The organism is Vibrio sp. 811 (assembly GCF_033339195.1).
The window spans coordinates 69805-92446 of record NZ_JAWOUB010000013.1; the positions used below are offsets into that span (position 1 = coordinate 69805).

At 45.5% G+C, this 22642-nt stretch carries 23 protein-coding genes; 18 read left to right on the top strand and 5 right to left on the bottom strand.

What is annotated here, in order from left to right; genetic code table 11:
- The first annotated feature begins 34 nt into the window (after nt 1-34).
- The 13 genes from sctW (at nt 35) to R7Q46_RS17785 (ending at nt 10874) form a co-directional block, all read left to right on the top strand.
- Nucleotides 35-928 (top strand): type III secretion system gatekeeper subunit SctW, encoded by an 894-nt coding sequence (gene sctW / locus R7Q46_RS17725; protein ID WP_064376729.1) that lies wholly within the window; start codon nt 35-37, stop codon nt 926-928.
- Nucleotides 909-1193 carry a TyeA family type III secretion system gatekeeper subunit gene (locus R7Q46_RS17730; protein WP_318077664.1) on the top strand — a complete coding sequence of 95 codons (285 nt, stop codon included), beginning with the start codon at nt 909-911 and terminating at the stop codon, nt 1191-1193. Before sctW ends, R7Q46_RS17730 begins: the two co-directional genes overlap by 20 nt.
- Nucleotides 1180-1554 carry a type III secretion chaperone SycN gene (sycN, locus tag R7Q46_RS17735; RefSeq protein WP_005388159.1) on the top strand — a complete coding sequence of 125 codons (375 nt, stop codon included), beginning with the start codon at nt 1180-1182 and terminating at the stop codon, nt 1552-1554. Before R7Q46_RS17730 ends, sycN begins: the two co-directional genes overlap by 14 nt.
- The gene (vscX, locus tag R7Q46_RS17740; protein ID WP_005377246.1) at nt 1551-1928 is read left to right on the top strand and encodes a type III secretion system protein VscX; all 378 of its coding nucleotides are present in this window, start codon (nt 1551-1553) and stop codon (nt 1926-1928) included. The genes sycN and vscX overlap by 4 nt, the downstream gene beginning before the upstream one ends.
- A 5-nt stretch (nt 1929-1933) precedes the next feature.
- Entirely contained in the window at nt 1934-2275 is a 342-nt protein-coding gene (vscY, locus tag R7Q46_RS17745) for a type III secretion system chaperone VscY (RefSeq protein ID WP_171343278.1), read from the top strand.
- Nucleotides 2259-4385, top strand: a complete 2127-nt coding sequence (gene vcrD / locus R7Q46_RS17750; RefSeq protein ID WP_086013006.1) for a SctV family type III secretion system export apparatus subunit VcrD — start codon at nt 2259-2261, stop codon at nt 4383-4385. Before vscY ends, vcrD begins: the two co-directional genes overlap by 17 nt.
- The gene (locus R7Q46_RS17755; protein ID WP_053304394.1) at nt 4385-4798 is read left to right on the top strand and encodes an LcrR family type III secretion system chaperone; all 414 of its coding nucleotides are present in this window, start codon (nt 4385-4387) and stop codon (nt 4796-4798) included. The genes vcrD and R7Q46_RS17755 overlap by 1 nt, the downstream gene beginning before the upstream one ends.
- A gap of 60 nt (nt 4799-4858) precedes the next feature.
- Nucleotides 4859-5143, top strand: a complete 285-nt coding sequence (locus R7Q46_RS17760) for an LcrG family type III secretion system chaperone (RefSeq protein WP_005377254.1) — start codon at nt 4859-4861, stop codon at nt 5141-5143.
- 10 nt (nt 5144-5153) lie between these two features.
- Entirely contained in the window at nt 5154-6977 is a 1824-nt protein-coding gene (locus R7Q46_RS17765) for a virulence-associated V antigen (RefSeq protein WP_318077666.1), read from the top strand.
- Between the two features lie 12 nt (nt 6978-6989).
- Nucleotides 6990-7475, top strand: a complete 486-nt coding sequence (gene vcrH / locus R7Q46_RS17770; RefSeq protein ID WP_005377258.1) for a SycD/LcrH family type III secretion system chaperone VcrH — start codon at nt 6990-6992, stop codon at nt 7473-7475.
- A 7-nt stretch (nt 7476-7482) separates the two neighbouring features.
- The gene (vopB, locus tag R7Q46_RS17775) at nt 7483-8682 is read left to right on the top strand and encodes a type III secretion system translocon subunit VopB (RefSeq protein ID WP_054866172.1); all 1200 of its coding nucleotides are present in this window, start codon (nt 7483-7485) and stop codon (nt 8680-8682) included.
- 10 nt (nt 8683-8692) lie between these two features.
- Complete coding sequence (vopD, locus tag R7Q46_RS17780; protein WP_005377262.1) at nt 8693-9697, top strand: type III secretion system translocon subunit VopD; 1005 nt, start codon at nt 8693-8695, stop codon at nt 9695-9697.
- A gap of 205 nt (nt 9698-9902) precedes the next feature.
- Nucleotides 9903-10874 (top strand): TAXI family TRAP transporter solute-binding subunit, encoded by a 972-nt coding sequence (locus tag R7Q46_RS17785; RefSeq protein ID WP_005388171.1) that lies wholly within the window; start codon nt 9903-9905, stop codon nt 10872-10874.
- A 293-nt stretch (nt 10875-11167) separates the two neighbouring features.
- On the opposite strand, the gene R7Q46_RS17790 is transcribed toward R7Q46_RS17785, so the two are convergent.
- The 5 genes from R7Q46_RS17790 to R7Q46_RS17810 all read right to left on the bottom strand — a co-directional run bounded on the left by R7Q46_RS17790 (nt 11168) and on the right by R7Q46_RS17810 (nt 16065).
- Nucleotides 11168-11938, bottom strand: coding sequence for a sulfite exporter TauE/SafE family protein (locus tag R7Q46_RS17790; protein ID WP_318077667.1), 771 nt, complete (start codon nt 11936-11938; stop codon nt 11168-11170).
- Nucleotides 11939-12019: 81 nt separating this feature from the next.
- Nucleotides 12020-12535 carry an adenylate kinase gene (locus R7Q46_RS17795; RefSeq protein ID WP_258474115.1) on the bottom strand — a complete coding sequence of 172 codons (516 nt, stop codon included), beginning with the start codon at nt 12533-12535 and terminating at the stop codon, nt 12020-12022.
- 279 nt (nt 12536-12814) lie between these two features.
- Nucleotides 12815-14341 carry a tripartite tricarboxylate transporter permease gene (locus tag R7Q46_RS17800; RefSeq protein WP_005388177.1) on the bottom strand — a complete coding sequence of 509 codons (1527 nt, stop codon included), beginning with the start codon at nt 14339-14341 and terminating at the stop codon, nt 12815-12817.
- Nucleotides 14342-14360: 19 nt separating this feature from the next.
- The gene (locus tag R7Q46_RS17805; protein ID WP_005388179.1) at nt 14361-14855 is read right to left on the bottom strand and encodes a tripartite tricarboxylate transporter TctB family protein; all 495 of its coding nucleotides are present in this window, start codon (nt 14853-14855) and stop codon (nt 14361-14363) included.
- 238 nt (nt 14856-15093) lie between these two features.
- Nucleotides 15094-16065 (bottom strand): tripartite tricarboxylate transporter substrate binding protein, encoded by a 972-nt coding sequence (locus tag R7Q46_RS17810; protein ID WP_005388181.1) that lies wholly within the window; start codon nt 16063-16065, stop codon nt 15094-15096.
- A gap of 266 nt (nt 16066-16331) precedes the next feature.
- Here R7Q46_RS17810 and R7Q46_RS17815 point away from each other — a divergent pair, with 266 nt between their 5' ends.
- The 5 genes from R7Q46_RS17815 (at nt 16332) to acnD (ending at nt 22640) form a co-directional block, all read left to right on the top strand.
- Nucleotides 16332-16730, top strand: a complete 399-nt coding sequence (locus R7Q46_RS17815; protein WP_167415227.1) for a GFA family protein — start codon at nt 16332-16334, stop codon at nt 16728-16730.
- Between the two features lie 264 nt (nt 16731-16994).
- Nucleotides 16995-17708, top strand: a complete 714-nt coding sequence (locus R7Q46_RS17820) for a GntR family transcriptional regulator (RefSeq protein ID WP_005377279.1) — start codon at nt 16995-16997, stop codon at nt 17706-17708.
- A gap of 12 nt (nt 17709-17720) precedes the next feature.
- Nucleotides 17721-18617: a methylisocitrate lyase gene (prpB, locus tag R7Q46_RS17825; RefSeq protein ID WP_005388185.1), complete on the top strand. Its 897-nt coding sequence runs from the start codon at nt 17721-17723 to the stop codon at nt 18615-18617.
- 132 nt (nt 18618-18749) lie between these two features.
- Nucleotides 18750-19892, top strand: coding sequence for a 2-methylcitrate synthase (gene prpC / locus R7Q46_RS17830; RefSeq protein WP_005377283.1), 1143 nt, complete (start codon nt 18750-18752; stop codon nt 19890-19892).
- A gap of 156 nt (nt 19893-20048) precedes the next feature.
- Entirely contained in the window at nt 20049-22640 is a 2592-nt protein-coding gene (gene acnD, locus R7Q46_RS17835; RefSeq protein ID WP_213968885.1) for a Fe/S-dependent 2-methylisocitrate dehydratase AcnD, read from the top strand.
- The last annotated feature ends 2 nt before the right edge of the window (nt 22641-22642 follow it).

The window sequence follows — 22642 nt, forward strand, 5'->3', positions numbered from 1 at the left end:
ATTCGCCTGTATTGTGCGGAAGGAGTGCAAGTGAATGAGTATTATCAACAATCATATCGCAACAAATCCAAAGTTTGATGCGTCTATCCAAAACGGGTTGGAATCGTCTCGCCCCGACGTTTCACAAAAAGGCAATTATCGCGGTGAAACCGTCCGTGTTCACAATGCCACACAATCACTTTTTGATGCGATGGAAGAACTCACTTCACTCGGTTCCGAAAAAGCAGAGAAAGATCTGACCAAGCGCAAAGTGAAAGACAGTGGTGTTCGAGTTAATGAAGCACATGAACTCGTTTCGGACTATTTAAGAAAAGTCCCTGATCTTGAAAAGAATCAAAAGATCAAAGATTTGGCTACAAAAATGGCGGGAGGAAATATCTCGACCATCGCGCAATTACAAGCCTACTTGAATGGGTTTTCCGAGGAGAAAAGCCATCAATACCTCGCCCTAAAAGCCGTTAAAAAGTTTTTGAGTGCGAGTCCAGAAAGTAAACACCTACTAGCGCTGATTGACCAAGCACTTCTAAGAATCGAGCAAAACCCAGATACATGGTCTCAAATTGATACGGAAATCCGTGTCTCAAATTTTGCTGATGAATACAGCCAAGAGCAAGAGTTTAGCTCTTTGCATCAGCTGCGCGGCTTCTACCGCGATACCGTTCATAGTTATCAAGGGCTCGGCGCGGCTTATCAAGATGTTGTGGCGCGCTTTGGTGAGCAGGAGGTATCGACCGCTGTTGACTTTATGCTGCAAGGCATGAGTGCAGATCTTAGTGTTCAAGGTAGCAGTATCGATTCGGTTAAGTTGAAGTGGTTGATGTCCGATATGCAAAAACTCAAAACTCTAAATACGTTGCAAGATCGTGTGAGTCAGCTGTTCCAAATGTTTAAACCGGAAAGGACGAATTATGGCTTATCAAGTTTCTAATTTGATGGCTGATGTGATTGCGTTGGTAGAGCAGCGATGGGTAAGCAGTGATGAGATATGGAAAGTCGCCAACGCAATGGAATTGACGGCGGTAGAACAAAAAATCGATTTTTTTCGAGAGTTCCATAAGTTAGTTCGCGCAATCCCAATTGACGTATTCGCCGATGAAGAACAACGACAGAATTTAATCCAAGCGGTACAAAAGGCGCTAGACGAAGCCATTGATATAGAAGAAGAGAAAGCGTGGGAAGATGAGTTGGATTGATGCATCCGTCGATGAATTTTGCCGAGGAATGGGGCTCGATGCCGTCGATTTCTCATCAGCTGGACGGGTGCAGCTGGATTTTGAGCAAAGTGGTACGCTGCATATTGAGCGACAGGGTGAGCAGTTATTCTTGATGTTGTCTCGAGCGTTATCTTGGCATCAAACCAGTGACATGATTCAAAGTGCACTGTGTTTGTGTCATGCCGATCAAGGCTGGCCTTTCGAAATTAAAACCGGCTTGTTAGATGAACAAACTCTGGTTTTTTCAGCAAGGCTAAAAGGAGAAGAAGTAACACTTCCGACCTTAGAGCAAGCGTTTACGCTTTTGGCTCGTCTGCATAACGATGTGGCAGGCTCATGACTCGAGTCAGCACTTTAAACGTAGGCATCGAAGCCTTTACGCATGTTACTCATAGTGAAGTTAAGGCCGATTTCCCAGAACGATTTCAATTGCTTCCTGATGGGCAGGCGGTCGCTACACATTTAGAGAAGCTCTATGACCTCCGGCCTTCAGACCAATATCTCATCGCGTTAACTAAGCCCAAGCTGCTGCATTCAGAGTTGTTGCGTCCAGAAAAATACCGTCAACAATTTGATGAAACGTTGGCTCAGCTGCAAGTTCTTGCACAGGACTCAGGCTCCGCTTCTTTTATCAAAGCATCTGAAACGCTACAAAGTACACAACTTGATCAGCGTTACCTCACTATGGCGCTCAATCTCCTTATTCAGGTCTAACCAACATGTTGAGATCCAAAGACATTGAACTCTTACTTGTTCACGCTGCGCTACAAGTTCAATACCAAAAGCCAGAGCATGCCATTTCTATTCTCGATGCGGTTCTAGAAGTAGAACCGCAGCACAAAGAGGCGATGCAAACACTTGCTGTGGCGTGTTTACAAAGTGGTCGATATACCCGGGCGATTGAGGTGTGTGAGCACTTATTAAAATCCGACCTTCATCCTGACTCGGCAGGACTCTGGTTTTGTTTAAGCCAAGCGCGTTGGAAACAAAATGACGTCGATGGGGCACGCCAAGCGCACCGACGCTATCTGCAATCTTTAAATAGTGAATCACATGAATAAGTTGATCGATATTCTAAACAAAGTAGGGCAACGCAAAGACATCATGCTTGCGGTGATGTTACTCGCGATCGTCTTTATGATGATATTGCCACTTCCTACCGCACTGGTGGATGTGCTGATTGGCACCAACATGAGCATTGCGGTGGTGCTGCTTATGTTAGCGATTTACATCACCACGCCACTTGAGTTCTCTGCATTTCCTGCGGTGCTATTGATCACGACATTGTTTCGTCTGTCTTTATCTATCACGACAACCCGCTTGATCTTGCTACAAGGCGATGCTGGTCAAATCGTTTATACATTCGGTAACTTCGTTGTGGGCGGTAACTTAGTGGTCGGTATCGTTGTGTTCCTGATCATTACCATTGTTCAGTTTATGGTGATCACCAAAGGCTCAGAGAGGGTAGCAGAAGTTAGTGCGCGCTTCTCACTCGATGCGATGCCTGGTAAGCAGATGAGTATTGACGGTGACATGCGTGCCGGAGTAATTGACGTACACGAAGCTAGGCACCGACGATCACTGATTGAAAAAGAAAGCCAAATGTATGGCTCGATGGATGGCGCGATGAAGTTCGTTAAAGGCGACTCCATTGCGGGTCTGGTCATCATTGTGGTCAACATCTTAGGTGGTGTCACGATCGGGGTAACGCAAAAAGGCATGAGTGCTTCTGAAGCACTTGAGTTGTTTGCGATTTTGACCGTTGGCGATGGTTTGGTATCGCAGATCCCGGCACTCTTTATCGCGATTACCGCCGGTATTATCGTGACGCGTGTTTCTCATGAAGACTCTTCTGATCTTGGATCGGATATTGGTGGGCAGGTGATTGCTCAGCCACGTGCGCTTCTTATTGGTGGTGTGCTTTTGGTGCTGTTCGCACTCATCCCTGGGTTTCCAAAAATCACTTTTCTGGTCTTGGCCGCCGTGGTTGGTGGTGGTGGTTTCTTCCTTTTCTATCAACAGAAAAAACAAGCTGAATCAGATAGCACCGACTTATCAAGCTTTGTTTCGCAAGGGGCCGGTTCGCCAGCAGCGAAGCCAAGCAAACCCACGCCTTCTAGAAACAGCAAAGGTAAGTTAGGTGAGCAAGAAGAGTTCGCCATGACGGTCCCGTTGTTGATTGATCTTGACGCGAGCCTTCAGGAAAGCTTGGAAGCGGTCGCATTAAATGAAGAGCTAGCAAGGGTGAGGCGCGCACTATATCTCGACCTCGGCGTGCCTTTCCCGGGTATCCACCTGCGTTTTAACGAGGGGATGCAAAATGGCGAATATTTAATTCAGTTACAAGAAGTTCCGGTTGCACGAGGACGAATTGTAAAAGACCAACTCTTGGTGACAGAAGGGAATGAGCAGATCGACTTATTAGGCGTGCCTTATGAGCAAGATGAAGATTTTCTACCCGGTATTTCTAGCATTTGGGTGGCACAGAGTTATGAGCAAAAACTCGTAGCCAGTCATGTCGGTTTTCTCACACCCGACAGGATTTTAACGTACCACTTGTCTCATGTTCTCAAGGAGTACGCACAAGACTTTATTGGTATTCAGGAGACGCGTTATCTGTTGGAGCAGATGGAAGGCAGTTATTCGGAGCTAGTCAAAGAGGCCCAGCGTATTGTTCCGTTGCAAAAAATGACGGAAATCTTGCAACGCTTGGTTTCTGAAGACATTTCTATCCGAAACCTTCGCGTGATCTTGGAAGCGATGGTTGAGTGGGGCCAAAAAGAGAAAGATGTTGTACAGCTGACGGAGTACATTCGTTCTAGCTTAAAACGTTACATTTGCTACAAATACGCGAGCGGACAAAACATGTTGCCCGCTTACTTATTGGATCAAAATCTCGAAGACACAATACGCAGCGGTATTCGTCAAACCTCAGCAGGGAGTTACTTGGCGTTAGATCCGTCAGTAACGCAACAATTTGTCAGTGATGTGAAACAGACCATTGGTGACTTAAGCCGCATGCCGAACAAACCTGTGCTAGTTGTGTCTATGGATGTACGCCGATATGTGCGAAAGCTTATTGAATCGGAATACTACGATCTGCCCGTTTTGTCATTTCAAGAACTAACCCAGCAAATCAATATTCAGCCACTTGGAAGGGTGGGGATGTAATGAAAACAAAACTAATACTCTCGCTGGCGCAAGCGGGGATCGAAGTGACGCCATACTTTTGGCAACAAAGTGAAATTCAACTTGGTTATCGAATTGAAGTTGAAGGCTTAGAGCTCGTTTTTCGGGTGGAGGACGGTGAAATCATCATCGTTCTTCTGAAACGCGTTCGTCCAAAATTGGGGTTGAGTAACCCCTTTGCCGGCTTATTTCTCTTGGCTGAACATGCCATTCAACTTTATCCCTCCGATTGGGTCATTCGCGGCAATGTCGATGTGTTACGTGGTAGCAACATGAGCAGCCAGCGATTGGCACAGTTCTATCTAAAAGCATGCGGTGCAAGCCATGATGAGCTAGACGACTGGTACTGTTTACGCCTAGCAGATTATAGACCTTTGAAAAAGTTGAAAAAGTAAAAACTCACGACTGTTACTGACAGCACCGATGAGATGACCCGCTTTAAGATAGGAATCAAGATGAAGCAACCGTTTACCGATGCGATTGAGAACGCTGAGCTTGCCATTAGAAAAGCTGAAGACAGAACCGATATTTTTAACGAGCTATTGGAAGGCTTAGGTGTTGGTCCTGTTGCGGGGGATGTTTTACTTGGCGGCATAAAAGCGCCAGTAGATACCATGAAACGTGCAGAGCAAGAGCTAATAGACGAAGTCCAGCGCCGCCGGCAACAACAAACTCAGCTACAAGGTACGTCAGGTAAACGCAGAAAGCGTCCCACAGTGATGCGCGGCATGATGATTTAGAGGTTTGGAAATGACGAATATGAAAACGACTGGCTCTACGACAGGAGCAACAGACACAGCTGCGAGTAGTGCACCATTACCCACTTTCCAACAAAACTTGATAGAGGCATTTACCCCTGTACTGGGTGAAGCTGAGACTCAGCAACTTGCCTCTCTAATCTCTTCATTGCCAACTATCTCGGGACAAACGGAATCACAAAGCATCGCGCTTTATGTTGATACGCTTGAAAACCTAAAAGCGAAAAATAACGCGTTTGCTGGTATATCATTGACCGACACCGCATCTGTTTGGATAAAGTCGCTACAAAGTGCTAACTCAGATGGCGAATTAACCGCAGCCGAGTTTAATGCTCAAACAAACCAAACGCTATCAAATCAGTTTCAGGCTTGGTTTAGTAAGTTACTGACGGAAAACGTAGATAGCTCGTTATCTACTGAGTTTGTTAGTCAATTTAATTTGGGCACTCAGAGTAACCAAGCGGAGCAGATCGCCAACCTCTCTGAGACAGAACTGGCTAATGCCACCAAAGAAATTTCTCTTTTTGTTGCAGAGCTTGCTAATCAAATGGGCTCCCGTGAAGTGAGAGATGCTTCTATTTCTTTTCTTCGCAATGCCTTTAGTAGCTTAGGTTCCGTTAATCTCGCGCAACTGAAGAGCTCGGACTTTCTGTTGACTAAAGAGAGTTTCGCCCTTCAAGTCTCAGCTCAATTAAAAAGTAGTTTTCAAGGCATTGGTATTACTTTAAGCACCGATGACGCAAGTGCGCTAGCTAGCAGAATTACCTGGACTCCTGGTATTTCTAAACAGCAGCTTAAAGAAGCGTTAGATGAAATGGCCGCTCAAGTGAAAGGCCAATATAGCGCAGCTTATGGTGAGGCGAGTGGAACGAACAATCTAAAAGCAGCACTTAATACTGTCATTGGTGGAACTGAGCCTTTGACCCTTTCTAGTCTGTTCGCCAACTTCGCGGTGAGTTTAACAAATATAGAAATCGATGACTTTTACCAGGACAGCGCGATAGCCGATGTCCAAAAGACACAAATAACGGCAGCTCAAGTTAATTTGATCAAAGAAAACACCGAACGAGATATCCGATTACAGTTTGAAAAAATAGTAAAAGGTGAATCTACCGGGGCTTCATTTACTGAGCGATACGAGGCATTGCGCAAAAACTTAGGGGCATTGAAAGAGCGTCTACTCAATATCACCGACAAAGAGAAAGCGGATCGCGAGGTGAGAGCAGAGCACTCTCTAACGGCTCGTGATTTGTTGGCCGTTGTTGAGTCCAGCATTGGAGACCGTTTTGATGAGCAAGTGCTGCTTGCACTAAATGAGCGTCGTGTTAACCGTTTAGAGAAACGTAATGACCAGAAAGAGGCATTAGAGGATCTCACAATACAGCTTAAAGTTTTTGGTGTTGTGCAATCAAAAATTCACTCTACGCAAAGTGTTGATGGGGTTTATAAGCCGGGATATCCAGAAAGTAACTTCAAAGCGAGTGACTTTAACTATAGTAATCAAACGGATTTTGAAGCTTCACTTGAGTACAAGTATTTGACGGATAATAAGATAACAAACCATCGAGACTTCCTTCAAACACAAGGTATTACTATCGGTGATGGTGCGTCGTACCAAGACGAAGAGAAGTCGAAAAAACTGTCTAATTTTTCTAGTTCTGTCAGTGCTAAATCCAAGTTGCTTAACGATGAAGTGCAAATCAAAACCACTGAGCTGAACGACACCAGTTCTCAATACAACTCGACCGTTGAAGCGATGAACAAGTTTGTTCAGAAGTACCACAGTATTTTACAAGAAATCCTACGAGCCATTTAAGGATAACCAACCATGACTAAAACAAACGCGACCGATCCATCCCAAATGCAAGCAGAAGAGCTGCTGTCTTTTCTGGAAGAGGGAGGCACACTAAAAATGTTGCACGATGTGTCTCAGGACACCATCGAACATATTTATGCCGTAGGTTACAACTTTTTCCAATCGGGAAAGATTGAGCAAGCAGCGAAAGTATTTCAATTACTCAGCATGCTTGATCATTATCAGGCGCGATTTTTCATTGGCCTTGGCGCGGCTCGTCAGGAGTTGGGTGAGTATCTGCAGGCAATAGACGCCTACAGCTACGCAGCGCTAGTGGACGTAAATGATCCACGCCCACCTTTTCACTCTGCTGAATGTCACCTGAAACTGGAACAACTGACAGAAGCAGAGAGTGGGTTTTACAGCGCGAAGGAGATGTCTGCCGGAAAATCACAATATGCAGATTTGCATGAGCGTGCAGGCATCATGTTAGAAGCGGTGAGAAATAAAAAGGAGTAATTAGACTATGAGTTCTATTGCACTTGACCGCATCCAGACACAGGTTTATAGCCCTGAATCTGGCCAAGCCACGTTAGATAACGTGCAGAAAACGGCGTCTACAGCGACGCCTTCTGTGACGGTAGAAAACGTGAAGAGTAAAGATGCAGATGTACTGAACACCGGAAAAGTAAAAGTTCAGTTAGATGCACCTAACGCAGCTGTTAGTGACAAAGTGAATGATTTGACGCTAAAAGCCATGGCACAGCTGCAAAAGATCGTCGATACCATTGCAAAATCTCTCCATGCAGTTGCAGACCAAACAGGTTCGATTGCCGTCAAAATCATCGCAGGATCTGCTGATGATTTTGAAGTAGAGCTTGCTGCTATCACGGATAAACTGAAAAGTGCTCAAAACGAGCTGAAAATTCAGGAAGTGAAGGTCGCAAAAGCTAAGCACGAAAAAGAGATGGTGGAAAACCAAGACAAAATCAAAGAATCGGAAGCCGCTGCAAAAGAAGCCCAAAAATCAGGCTTAGCAGCGAAGATCTTTGGTTGGATCAGTGCGGTGGTTTCTATTGTTGTTGGTGCCGTAATGGTGGCAACGGGTGTTGGTGCAGCAGCCGGTGCACTTATGATCGCTGGTGGCGTTATGGGAGCAGTGAGCATGGCGCTGCAAGAGCCAGCCGTTCAAGATGCGCTAAAAGAAGCGGGCATAAATGTCGATGTGCTAAACAAAGTCGTAATGGCATTAGAAATCGCCGTCGCGGTTATCGGAGCTGTTGTGACGTTTGGTGGTGCAGCAGCTGGCGGTATCGCGAAACTTGCAGCGAAAGGTGCTGGTAAGGTAGCTCAAAAGGTCACGGAAATCGCTACGAAAGCCGCTGCAAACATGGCGAAAGTGGCGGATATGGGCACAAAAGCTGCGACAACAACAGCGAAAGCGATTCGTTATGGCGCAGAAACCGTCGATCTTGCCGTCAACGTGGGTAAAGGCGCAACGGACAGTGTCCACGCTGCTAACAATGCTCACGTGACAGAGATTCAGGCTGATATCACAGACCTTCGAGCCAAAATGACGTTAAGCCAGGCTGTCATTGATAAGCTCAAAGAAGAGATTGGTAAGTTGATGGAAGACTTCCAAGAGCTGATGAGCCTCATCATGCAAATGATTCAAGCGAAAAGTGAAACTATGCAAACGGTGTTAAGCCGTCCTGCAACGGTATAAGGAGTTTATTATGCTAGATAAAGTAGGCGGAACGGGTCGTGGTGAACTATACGGTTTAGGCGACACCATTAAAACCAACAAAGCAGAAAAAGCGCCGGAAACAAAGCTTGAAGCGGGCGCCGTTAAAAGCCAAAGTGAGTCAGGTGTTTCTGGTGCAGCACGCTACCAGTTAGAGACACCTAAAGCTCCTACAGTGAGTAATCAAGCTCAAGTTGTTGCAAACTTAATGAGTGCTCTTGCGCCGACGGTGAGCTCATTAATGAGCACAACGATGAAAGCACTTAACGGTGAGGAGGTGATCAAGTCACCATCAGATGCGGTATCACAATCGTTGACGCTATTAACATTGTTGTATCAAGTATCAAAGCTGAGCCGTGAGCAGCAAGTGCTACAACGTGAAATTGCTGTTGAAGCAAACGTCGCGAGTTTAGAAAGCCAAGCGGCAGAACTCAACAACTCGGCAAGCGCAATGATCGCGATGGCAGTCGTTTCGGGTGTATTAGCGGGTGCTACCGCAATTATTGGTGCCCTTGGTTCTTTCAAAGCAGGGAAAGAAATCAAGAATGAAATGGCGAGCAATAATGTACTGAAAACGCAAAAAGCTGGCTTCGATCAAGCAGAAGAGTTATTAAATAACAATAGCTTGTCTAAAACTCAGCAAGATCAGGTTAAGCGTGCGCACTCACTAGCGAAAGACAATATCGCAGACACGACAGCGCAGCTGACAAGTGGTGGCCGTAAGTTCGATAAGTTGATGAGCTCAAACCAAGCAAAGAACGCGATTCTTCAAGCTTTGGGCCAGATGGCAAACTCAGCATCGAATGTAGAGCAAACCAAAGCGCAAGCGCGCAGCAAAGATGATGAAGTACAAGCGACTCGCGCACAAGCAGCCAAACAGAAAGCCGATGAAAACATTGGTTTCCAAGAAGGCTTATTGAAAGAGCTACGTGACTTGTTCCGATCTATCTCAGATAGCCAGAACCAAGCGTGGCGAGCGTCAGTCCCAACGGTGTAACCATCCGTTTCACTAACTACAAGGCGTTGTTTATACAACGCTTTTTTTATGGGATAAAAGTATAAACGCTATTTATCAGCAGGTTAAGTTGATAAAAAAGTATATATCTATAAATCAACCTCCAAGGATGAGAACTCAAACGTTATCAAATTGTTAACGGTTGCTATACTTAAACGGTCATCAACACAGGTAAAAGGGATGTTCAATGTTTAAGTTTAAGCAAATCGCACTTGCTGCTTCTTTAGCGGCACTCACAACAGGCTTTTCTGCGTCTGCGGAGGAAACGTTTGTCACTATTGGTACCGGTGGCGTAACAGGGGTTTATTATCCGACTGGTGGCGCTATTTGTCGCTTGGTTAACAAATCGCGAGAAGATCACGGTATCCGTTGTTCGGTAGAAAGTACTGGGGGGTCGATTTATAACATCAACACTATTCGTGCTGGTGAATTGGACCTCGGTATCGCGCAATCAGACTGGCAGTATCATGCTTACAAAGGAACCAGTAAGTTTGAAGAAAGCGGGCCTTTTAAAGAGCTACGCGCCGTATTCTCCGTTCATCCAGAACCGTTTACTGTCGTTGCACGTAAAGACGCGAACATCAAAACTTTTGATGATTTGAAAGGTAAGCGCGTTAACATTGGTAATCCTGGTTCTGGTCAGCGAGGTACTATGGAAGTGCTAATGAACCAGTATGGTTGGAGTAACGACGACTTTAAGCTTGTCTCTGAGTTAAAAGCAGCAGAGCAATCAAAAGCACTTTGTGATAACAAAATTGATGCGATGATTTATACCGTTGGTCACCCAAGTGGAGCGATTAAAGAAGCCACTACGTCGTGTGATAGTAATATCGTAACGGTAGCTGGACCTAATGTAGAAAAACTGGTTGCAGACAACAGCTTCTATCGTGTCGCAAATGTCCCGGGTGGTATGTATCGTGGCACAGATAGTGATGTTCAAACCTTTGGTGTGGGCGCGACGTTTGTTTCTTCTACTGCGGTACCAGAAGATGTGGTTTATAACGTGGTTAAAGCGGTATTTGAAAACTTCGATGATTTCCGCCGTCTCCACCCAGCGTTTGCAAACTTGAAGAAAGAGGAAATGGTAAAAGACGGTTTATCTGCGCCTCTTCACCCAGGTGCGCTCAAATACTACAAAGAAGTAGGGCTGATTAAGTAAGCGTTACCTTCTCTTATTATTGATGTAAAACGCCATCTTTCTCGATCAATGCCACTCGTTTAACTGCGAGTGGCATATTTCTATCTCTCGTCATCCTGTACAGCGACGAAGGAGCGTGATACAGGATCTTCCATCCGAGCACTTTGTGATCAAAATGGTTTCATTAGCCGCTCAGTGTAGTGCTATTAGATTCCTAACCTCGCTGGAGTGACACAAAAAATCGTTAAGCTATCTGCATTAATCTTTCGCGCTGGTGTTTTTGTAGGAGTGTTATCCACTTGTACAAGTTTTGCTTAAACATAAACATCAATGAAAAAGTAGATAGTGATGAGAATAGAAGAAAGAGCAACAAACCCTTTAACATGATTGGGATTCAGTTGACGAGATACACGAGCTGCAAGATACCCACCTACCAACGTACCGACCAAAACAACACTACCTGTGTGCCAATCAATGGAGCCATTGGCAACAAAAATCACGATAGCAATGAGTGAAACACACGTAGATACGAGCAATTTCAAACCGTTCATTAAATTAATGTCTTGGTGACCAGCTACTACCAGATAACTCAGAACAATAACCCCTAAACCTGCGTTGAAAAAACCACCGTAAGCAGAGACACCAACAAGTAGTAAACCCAACGCGATTGCTCCGAGTATGCCAGCATGTTTGTGCTCTTTCGCGACAGTTTTGATTAGCATTGTTAAACGAGAACCGGTGAGAAAAAGCACGGTGGCAAATAAGAGTAACCAAGGGATGGCTTCCATAAATAGCGACTCTGGCGTGTTGAGCAACAGATATGCTCCGACAGCGCCGCCGACTAAACTGAATGAGACTGTGAACAGCAGTTCATGCTTGTTCTTCATGATCTCTTCTCTGAACCCGACGGCTCCACTAATGTAACCCGCACATGAAGCATATGTGTTTGTTGCGTTAGCCATAATAGGAGGAACACCAACTGCCAATAGAGCCGGAAAAGTAATAAAGCTTCCGCCTCCCGCTATGGAGTTAATGATCCCACCAATTACGCCAGCAAAGAATAAAAGTGAGAGTTCTAAAAGCATAAACAATCCTTGTTATGTTCTTTTTCATTGTTAGAGCTTCAGATGCTCTAACCTACATGCTCTAATGTTCTGATATGAGGTTTACTTTACCCGCTCTAAAACAAAATTGTTCAGTTCTGTAACGTTTTTGATGACATGAACGGCTTTACTTTGAGAGTACCCTTCGAGGCGATACATAAAGTCATCATTCCAGAATGCGGGGCATTGCTGAAGAACTTTGCAGCTTTGTAACGTTCCTTTCAGTACCGAACTACCATCAGGCCAACCTTCAGGTTTTATGAATAGTCCTTTAAGGAGACGTTTCGTCACAAACCAATAGCTTACGGAGTATGGTAGATCAATATAAATGAGAGTATCGGCTGCATCTAAACGAGCGTTGAAAGAGCTGATCGGTCCAAGGCCATCTATAATCCAACGATCTGAGCTTAGTATATTGCTATGGGCTTCATCAAAAACGTTACGCTCAACGGGATCACCGTTTGGTTTATAGACTATTGAATCTAATTGATGAAGAGGAAGACCGGTAGCAGACGCGATTGCTTTACTTACCGTCGATTTTCCACTGCCGGGTTTACCAAAAACTGCTATTTTTTGCATTGTGACCGCCTCCAAGAGAGCTTTTCCCATACGGTAGAGACAGAAAACCCACCGCTATGGGTGGGTTCGATAAATACTGAGCGCATCAAAAAATCCCACCATTCCTATGGAATGATGATAATTCGTTGGTTAAGTTGCGCTAAGTGTGTGTTCATACAATCACCTTTATATAACGACAGTGATTTGTCAATACCATCTGCACAATAAGCGAACGATTTGGAGGGCGGAAGATAAAGCCATCACGATGGATGGCTTTATCTAGGTTGAAAGAGACAGCGATTACTGCTCAACGCTGACTGGCTGTGCTTTAAACTTTTGAATCAGCTTTACGATTAGTGGACTTGCCAATACCAATACAGCTAAAACAGTAAAGGTAAGGGTAATAGGACGCTCCCATAGGAAACTCAGTTCTCCATCTGAAATCATTAATGCGCGGCGTAAGTTCTCTTCCATTAATCCTCCAAGGATGAAGCCCAGCAATAAAGGTGCGAGCGGGAAGTTAGCGAGCCGAAGTGCAATGGCAGCCATAGCAACAATCAGCATCACGAACACATCCATAGTGTTAAAGGAGACCAAATAAACCCCGGTGATTGAGAAGAATAAAATCATCGGTAGAAGCACCGTTCTTGGAACCGCCAAAAGCTTTGAAATGTACGGAATCAACGGTAAGTTCAGGATCACAAGTACGATGTTGCCGAAGTACATGGAAATGATCACTGACCAGAACACATCTGGGTGTTCAACAAATAGGCGAGGGCCAGGTTGAATACCATAAGCGATCAGCGCACCGAGCATTATTGCTGTTGTACCAGAGCCCGGAATACCAAGCGTTAATAGCGGTACAAATGAACCACTAGATGCTGCATTGTTCGCAGACTCTGGCGCAACCAAACCACGGATACTGCCTTTACCGAACTCATCCTTTTTCTCTTTAGGTGCGAGGTTGCGCTCCATACCATAGCTTAAAAAAGCAGCAATGGTTGCCCCTGCGCCAGGAAGAACGCCAGTGAAGAAACCTAATATTGAAGAGCGAATTGAAACAGGCGCAACATCTTTGATTTCTTCCTTGGTCACTTTCATTGAGCCAATGTTGCTCAGCTTTTCTTGTTCTTCATCGCTGGTGTCTTTTGATGGTTTAAGGATGCCCATCAGTGTCTCACCCAGTGCGAATGTCGCCATTGCAAGCAACAAGAAGCTAAAGCCATCCATTAAATCCGTTAAACCGAAGGTAAAGCGTTCAACGCCTACGCCTTTATCGATTCCAACTGTAGATAGCATCAAACCAAGAATGGTCATCATCCACGCTTTGATTACCTGACCTTTCCCCGCAAAAGCCGCGACTGCTGATAACCCAAGTAGCATCAACGCAAAATAGTCCGACGATTGGAAGCTAAGGGAGACGCTAGCCAATGCTGGTGCGGCAACAAGCAACATAATGGCAGATAGCGTACCGCCAGTGAAAGACGAATAAGCTGCCAAAGCTAATGCTTTACCTGCCTGGCCTTTTTGAGCCATTGGGTAGCCGTCGAATGCTGTGACCACGGTTGAAGAACAACCCGGCGCGTTAATTAAAATCGACGATGTAGAGCCACCAAATACCGCACCGTAATAAACACCCGCCATTAAAATAAGGCCAGAGGAGGGCTCTAGGCCATAAGTAATTGGGATCATCAAAGCAATGGCTGAGATCGGCCCAAGTCCAGGTAACATGCCGATAAATGTACCGACGAAGCAACCAACGATCACCATCATAATGTTCATTGGCATTACTGCGGTGGATAAACCTTGTAGAATTCCATCTAACATAATTCAGTCCTTTCTTTGACTACCAGATGGTGAAAATCAAACCCGGTTCGAGATAGATGTCCAAACCTTGAGTGAGTAATAAGTAGAACGCGATCACGAATGGAAACGACGCGCCAAACAGAACAGGTTTACGTCTTTCCCCGAGCAGATAAAAGCCAGCCAATAAAAAGAAGCCAGTAGCTATCACAAAACCTAGATAAGTCAGGCCCACGCCGTAGAGCGCCATTAAAATTAAAAAGGCAATCAGTAACTTCCAATTGAAGGTCAGCACTGCGCCACTTTGTTTATCTGGTTGTCCTGTCACCAGCAATAGCAAAGAAAGGCCGACACCAACGTAAGTCAGGATGGTTGGCAGAGTACGTGCGGTGAATGGTTCATACTCATCACCTGGAAACAATGGAATCTGCGAGGTTTGATAACCGTAGCAAAGACAGAAGAGTAGAAAGATCATTGCGCCGACGCGGTCACGACAGAGCAAATACTCTTTGGTGAAAAAGTTGGTTGAACGAGGCATATTCAACTCCTAACAAAAGTAAAAAAGACCGCATATGGACGTCAATGAATAAACTAAACCATTAACAATTAAGCATTTCGCTGCTAGTCGAGCCGCTTTGGGTATATAAACAAAGGAGTGTGCATGCCGATTGTCGACAATGTCCATATGCGGTGAAACTTAGAGTGCAAATACAATGGGGAAATACCAACCTACGTTATTCATTGAGGTTGGTATCTGAGGGACCCCAATTCGATTGTTACTTCAGGAAGCCTAACTCGCGCATTAAGTCACCCATCTGTTGCTCTTGATCTTCAAGAAACGCGAAGAATGCTTTATCCGCTTTATAGTTGTCGATCCAACCATTGCGGTCTCGAACGACTTGCCATTCGTCGGTGTTATACATTTTAGTAAATGCGGCATTCCATTCATCTAGCTTTTCTTGGCTTGTGCCTGGTGCTGCAAAGAATCCACGCCAGTTAGCAAAGACAGTTTCATTACCATATTCGGTGAGAGTTGGAATATTAGGCGCAGCTTCTAAACGTTTTGGTGCTGTAATCGCTAACACTTTCACTTGCCCAGACTTAGACATTTCGAGTACTTCACCTAGCCCTGTAGAGAGCAGTTGTGTTTCGCCTGAAAGTAGGGCTGCCATGGCTTTTCCACCTGCATCATAGGCAATGTAACGAACTTTACGCGCATCAAAACCTTCACCTTTGAAAGCTGCTGCTATAACCAAATGATCCATAGAACCACGAGCAGAGCCACCAGCAACCTTCACCTTACGTGGGTTTTCTTTAAAAGCTTTAACGACATCTTCCCAAGAGCTATAAGGAGAATCGGCTGATGTAACAATGGCGCCATAATCGGCAACCGTTGCGGCAACAGGAGTCAAGTCGCGGAAAGATTGTGGAAAGATCCCACTGAGCGAGCGAACGACGATCGGTGTTGAGTTCACCATGAGTGTATCTTCTTGACGATCAGCCGTTTCAATCAAATGTGCGATTGCTTTGCCACCGCCACCACCAGATAGGTTTTGAAATGATACGGTTTCGACGATGTCTGATTTTATTAATACATCACCAGTACCTCGGGCGGTCATGTCCCAACCGCCACCGGCACCTCCAGGGATAAGAAAGTGCATTTTTTCAATATCTGCAGCAAGAGCGTTGAATGAAAATGAAGCTGCGATGATTGAAGCGGCGAGCGTTGGTTTGAGTACCTTTAACATGTTCACGTTCCTTATGTTAGCGACTCTATTTAGTTGAGCCTTATTGTTTTTGCTCAGTTGTCATGCCTTGTAAGCGTTAAAGCTGAACTTGGTGTAAAGGTTAATTAAGTGTTAAATATCTGTCTGTAAAAGAGATATAAAGAGAATATTGAGCATTTCGGTTATTTTGTTCATAAAGTTCACGGCGAGAAGTTGGTGTTAGGTCACGCGGCTTTACGCTTTGGTAGGCCATAATAAAATGACGGAAAATGAACGAGGAAAAGAGAATGAAAGGGACGTGTTTGTGCGGCGCAATTGAAGTCATCGCTGAGGTTAAAAATGAGGTTAGCCTGTGCCATTGCTCTATGTGTCGAAAATGGTCGAGTGGCGCACTTCATGCGGTGCATTGTGGGCCTAACGTGACGTTTAAAGGTGGCGAACCTAAACGTTATCAGTCGTCAGACTGGGGAGTGAGGGGGTTTTGCGGTGAGTGTGGCACAAACCTTTTCTACCATTTGTTGCCGACAGGTGAGTACATTCTTTCCGCTGGTTTGTTCGATAACCCAGATTTCAAACTCACTTTAGAGATTTTTACCGATGAAAAGCCAGCTTATTATGACCTCAATTCCGCTTCACAAAAGATGACTTCGCAACAAGTCTTTGATCAATTTGCACCTAAAGAATAGTTTTTTATCCGATTATTGTTCGACAACTGAGCTTTTAGTTTTTAGATCATAAGCTTAAAGTTTTATAAGTTGTCGACAATATGAGTTCCCCATTCTTTATTTCTGCTAAAAATGGCACTTAACAGGCATTTTAGGCCCATTTAAATTACGACCTTAGTCTAAATTGTCGACAATTTACTTGATTGTCGACACTTTGATCGACTACTTTATATTCAGGTTAAGAAATTGTAGACATTTCGATGTCGGTAACAAGAGTATCTGAATATGAACTCTGAGTTGAAAGCTCGTTATAAAGTGCTGGGTTCTGAGAAAGAACACACCAAATCCGAAACGCTGACCGAAACACTGATTGAAGTCATTGTTAATGGCGATGTGAAGCCTGGCCATAAGATATCAGAGCCTGAGCTAGCAAAGAAATATCAAGTCAGTCGTGGGCCTTTGCGTGAAGCATTGATGCGCTTAGAGGGGCTAGGGCTCATCGAGCGAATTCCTCATGTTGGGGCCAGAGTGACCACTTTTTCTCCGGAAAAGCTGATAGAACTTTATGCCGTTCGAGAAGCATTGGAAGGCATGGCAGCAAGGTTAGCTGCGCGACACATTACGCAAGAAGAGCTCTTAAGCTTGGAAATGCTATTGTCGACACATTCCAAGCATATAGACCAAATGGAAGGCGCGTCTTACTTCCATCAACATGGTGACTTTGATTTTCACTATCGCATCATCCAAGCGAGCAGAAACAGTAAGTTAATATCTCTGCTGTGTGATGAACTCTATCACTTATTACGGATGTATCGTTACCAGTCGCCACGTGCGCAATCTCGCCCGAATGAGGCGCTCACCGAACACAAATTCATTTTGGAAGCCATTCGCAATCGCGATGAAGAGCTTGCAGAAATGTTGATGAGAAGACACATATCAGGAAGTCGAAAGCTCATCCAATCTCAAATTATACATACAGAAAGTTTAGACAAAGACTAGAAGGAATTCGTCATGAGCTTAACACCGGGAGCGAAATTCAGACTCGCCATTGAACAAAATAATCCACTACAAATTGTCGGCACTATAAACCCGTATTGCGCCATGATGGCAAAAAACTTGGGTCACCAAGCGATCTACTTGTCTGGTGGCGGTATCGCAAATGCGTCATACGGATTGCCGGATCTCGGTATCACAACATTAAACGACGTTTTGGTTGATGTTGACCGTATTACTAACGCATGTGATTTGCCTCTTTTGGTTGATATCGACACGGGTTTTGGCGGAGCATTTAACATTGCTCGCACGATCAAAGCGATGGAAAAAGCGGGCGCGGCAGCGGTGCACATGGAAGACCAAGTCGCACAGAAACGTTGTGGTCATCGTCCGAACAAAGCAATAGTCAGCCAGCAAGAGATGGTTGATCGTGTAAAAGCCGCGGTTGATGCACGCAATGATGAAAGTTTCGTGATTATGGCTCGTACTGACGCGTTAGCTGTTGAAGGCATGGACAGCGCAATCGAGCGCGCGATTGCGTGTGTGGAAGCTGGCGCAGACATGATCTTCCCAGAAGCGATGAACAAGCTGGACCAGTACCTTCAGTTTTCAAATGCGCTTGAGCAAGCGACCGGAAAGCACGTTCCTATTCTGGCGAATATTACAGAATTTGGCGCGACACCGCTGTATGGCTGCGATGAGCTAGCGAAAGCAAAAGTGGACATGGTGCTTTATCCATTAAGTGCGTTCCGTGCCATGAACAAAGCTGCTGAAACGGTCTACAAACATTTGCTAGAAGTGGGTAATCAGGAAGCACTGGTTGATTCGATGCAAACACGTAAAGAGTTGTATCAGCACCTGAATTACCACGACTACGAAGACAAACTTGACCAGTTATTCTCTGAAGGGAAATAGCGGGGGAAAAGCAAAAATAAACGGAAGCCCAAGAAAAAGATAATCGGAATTTATCTCATCTAATAACGTGAAATTCGTTTGGCTAAAAACACCCCAGAGAGGGAAAAGTCAGACAGAAAAGGAGTTCAAACAATGTCTCAAACTGCAGAAAAGAAAGCAGAATTAGGTGGCGCAGGCCTTCGTGGTCAAAGCGCAGGAAGCACAGCTTTATGTACTGTCGGAAAAACGGGAACTGGTTTAACTTATCGTGGATACGATATTACTGATCTTGCGAACAACGCACAGTTTGAAGAAGTGGCTCACCTTCTGTTACGCGGTCACTTGCCGAATCAACAAGAACTCGATGCATACAAGACACACCTACTCAGCCTTAGAGGTTTGCCAGCCGAGCTAAAACAAGCTTTAGAGTTAATTCCTGCAAGCGCACACCCAATGGACGTAATGCGCACGGGTTGTTCTGTATTGGGTAACCTAGAGCAGGAAATGAGCTTCGAGGAGCAACTGAAAGCAACCGAACGTATGCTAGCCTTGTTCCCTGCCATCATCTGTTACTGGTACCGCTTTAGTCATGATGGCGTGCGTATCAACACCGAGGATCAGACTGAAGATTGCATCGGTGGTTACTTCTTACGATTACTTACAGACAAAGCGCCATCTGCGCTGCACAAACAAGTGATGCATTGCTCGCTCATTCTTTATGCTGAACATGAGTTTAATGCTTCTACATTCGCAGCACGCGTTTGTGCATCAACGTTGTCAGACATCCATTCTTGTATCACGGCAGCAATCGGTACGCTTCGTGGGCCACTTCACGGTGGTGCGAACGAAGCGGCGATGGAAATGATTGAAGATTGGCAAACGCCCGACGAGGCGGAAGCGAACATCATGAAAATGCTAGCCAATAAAGACAAGATCATGGGCTTCGGTCACGCGATTTATCGTGAAAGTGACCCTCGCAACGCCTTAATAAAACGATGGTCCAAAGAGCTATCGAAACAAGTTGGTGATACTCATCTATATGCGGTTTCTGAGCGTGTTGAATCAGTGATGAAGCGAGAGAAAGGTCTGTTCTGTAATGCGGACTTCTTCCATGCATCGGCTTACCACTTCATGGACATTCCAACCAAACTATTTACCCCAATCTTTGTGATGAGTCGTTTAACGGGCTGGGCTGCACACGTTTATGAACAGCGTGCCAATAACCGTATTATTCGCCCAAGTGCCGATTATACGGGCCCAGATCATCAAGAATGGGTGCCTATCGAGAATCGCTAGCGCGAAGGTCAACGAGGGCATTATATGCTTTGGTTGACCACCTCCTTCCTTTGTCATTCTCTCTAACAGAGGAAGGAGATCCTCTCATCACTGTGTTTCTGGAGCAATGGAAAACCTTGATGAAGGCAAGATGTAAAGACTGAATGGAAGCAAACCATGAACACAAATATTAATACTCAATATCGTAAGCCGCTTCCGGGAACTCAACTGGATTATTTTGATGCACGCGAAGCCGTCAATGCCATTTCTCCTGGAGCCTATGAAACACTCCCTTATACCTCTCGCGTGCTAGCTGAGCAACTGGTCCGCCGCTGTGACCCGAACACATTGACAGATAGCCTGAAACAGTTAATTGAACGCAAACGCGATCTTGATTTTCCTTGGTATCCAGCACGCGTTGTTTGTCATGACATTCTTGGTCAGACCGCTCTAGTCGATTTAGCGGGTCTGCGCGATGCCATTTCAGATCAGGGCGGTGATCCTGCAAAAGTGAACCCAGTGGTTGAGACACAATTGATCGTTGACCACTCTTTAGCGGTTGAACATGCGGGCTTTGACCCTGATGCCTTCGACAAAAACCGCGCGATTGAAGAGCGCCGTAATGAAGACCGATTCCACTTTATTGAGTGGTGTAAAACAGCGTTTGAAAACGTCAGCGTGATTCCAGCTGGGAATGGCATCATGCACCAAATCAACTTGGAAAAAATGTCTCCTGTGGTACAAGCAAAGCAGGGCATTGCCTACCCAGACACCTGTGTGGGTACGGACAGTCACACACCTCACGTAGACGCTCTTGGTGTTATTGCGATAGGTGTCGGTGGTCTGGAAGCAGAAACCGTCATGCTTGGCCGACCATCAATGATGCGTCTACCAGATATTGTCGGTGTCAAACTGACGGGTAAACGTCAACCGGGCATTACCGCAACGGATATTGTCCTCGCGATTACTGAGTTTCTGCGTAATGAGCGTGTGGTATCTTCATATCTTGAATTCTTCGGAGAAGGCGCACGTGATCTAACGATCGGAGACCGCGCAACGATTTCAAACATGACACCAGAATACGGCGCAACAGCTGGCATGTTTTATATTGATGAGCAGACCATCAATTACTTGAAACTAACTGGTCGAGATGAAGAACAAGTTGCTTTAGTAGAAAATTACGCAAAACAAACCGGTCTTTGGGCAGACGATCTTGATAGCGCAGTTTACGAGCGCGTACTTGAGTTCGATTTATCATCAGTTAGCCGTAACTTGGCTGGTCCGTCAAACCCTCATCGTCGTTTACCAACTTCTGAGTTGGCACAGCGCGGCATTTCTGGAGCGTGGGAAGAGAAAGAAGGCGAGTTGCCAGATGGTGCAGTGATCATCGCTGCTATTACCTCATGTACGAATACCAGTAACCCAAGAAACGTGGTTGCTGCTGGCCTTGTGGCGAAGAAAGCCAACGAACTTGGTCTTGTACGTAAACCTTGGGTGAAATCGTCTTTTGCTCCGGGTTCTAAAGTTGCACGCTTGTATCTGGAAGAAGCGGGCTTATTACCAGAGCTAGAGAAGCTTGGCTTTGGCATTGTTGGTTACGCATGTACAACTTGTAACGGTATGAGTGGTGCGCTGGATCCAAAAATCCAACAAGAGATCATCGACCGTGATTTATATGCGACAGCGGTGCTTTCTGGTAACCGTAACTTTGATGGTCGAATCCATCCGTACGCCAAACAAGCTTTTTTGGCTTCACCACCATTGGTTGTCGCTTATGCGCTGGCCGGTACCATTCGTTTTGATATCGAGCGCGATGCACTGGGCACTGACCAACATGGCAAACCAATTTACTTAAATGATTTGTGGCCAAGCGATGAAGAGATCGATGCAGTTGTCGGTACTCATGTTAAACCTGAGCAGTTTAAGCAAGTTTACATTCAGATGTTTAAGCTGAATGATCAAGAGCAAAATCCTAACCCGCTGTACGACTGGCGTCCGATGAGTACCTATATCCGCCGACCACCGTACTGGGAAGGTGCGCTAGCGGGAGAAAGAACATTGTCTGGCATGCGTCCATTGGCGATTCTGGGCGACAACATCACCACTGATCACTTATCACCATCCAACGCGATTCTCGCAAGCAGCGCAGCAGGTGAATACTTAGCGAAAATGGGTGTGCCAGAAGAAGATTTCAACTCTTACGCGACTCACCGTGGTGACCACTTAACGGCGCAACGCGCGACCTTCGCTAACCCAAAGTTGTTCAATGAAATGGTGAAGGAAAACGGCGAAGTCGTGCAGGGATCTCTGGCGCGTATAGAGCCAGAAGGGCAGGTGGTTCGTATGTGGGAAGCGATTGAAACCTACATGAATCGTAAACAACCATTGATCGTGGTGGCTGGCGCGGATTACGGTCAGGGGTCATCCCGTGACTGGGCAGCAAAAGGCGTTCGACTGGCAGGCGTAGAAGCCATTGTTGCTGAAGGCTTTGAGCGTATTCACCGTACTAACTTGGTTGGCATGGGCGTACTACCACTGCAATTTAAGCCAGGCGTTAACCGCAATACGCTATCGCTGGATGGTACGGAACTTTACGACGTGGTTGGAGAAATCAAGCCGGGCGCTGATTTAGCGCTGGTTATCACACGCAGCAACGGCGATAGAGTCGATGTTCCGGTTACTTGTCGCTTAGATACCGCTGACGAAGTTCACGTGTACAACGCAGGTGGTGTTTTGCAGCGTTTCGCGCAAGATTTCTTGGCACAATAAGG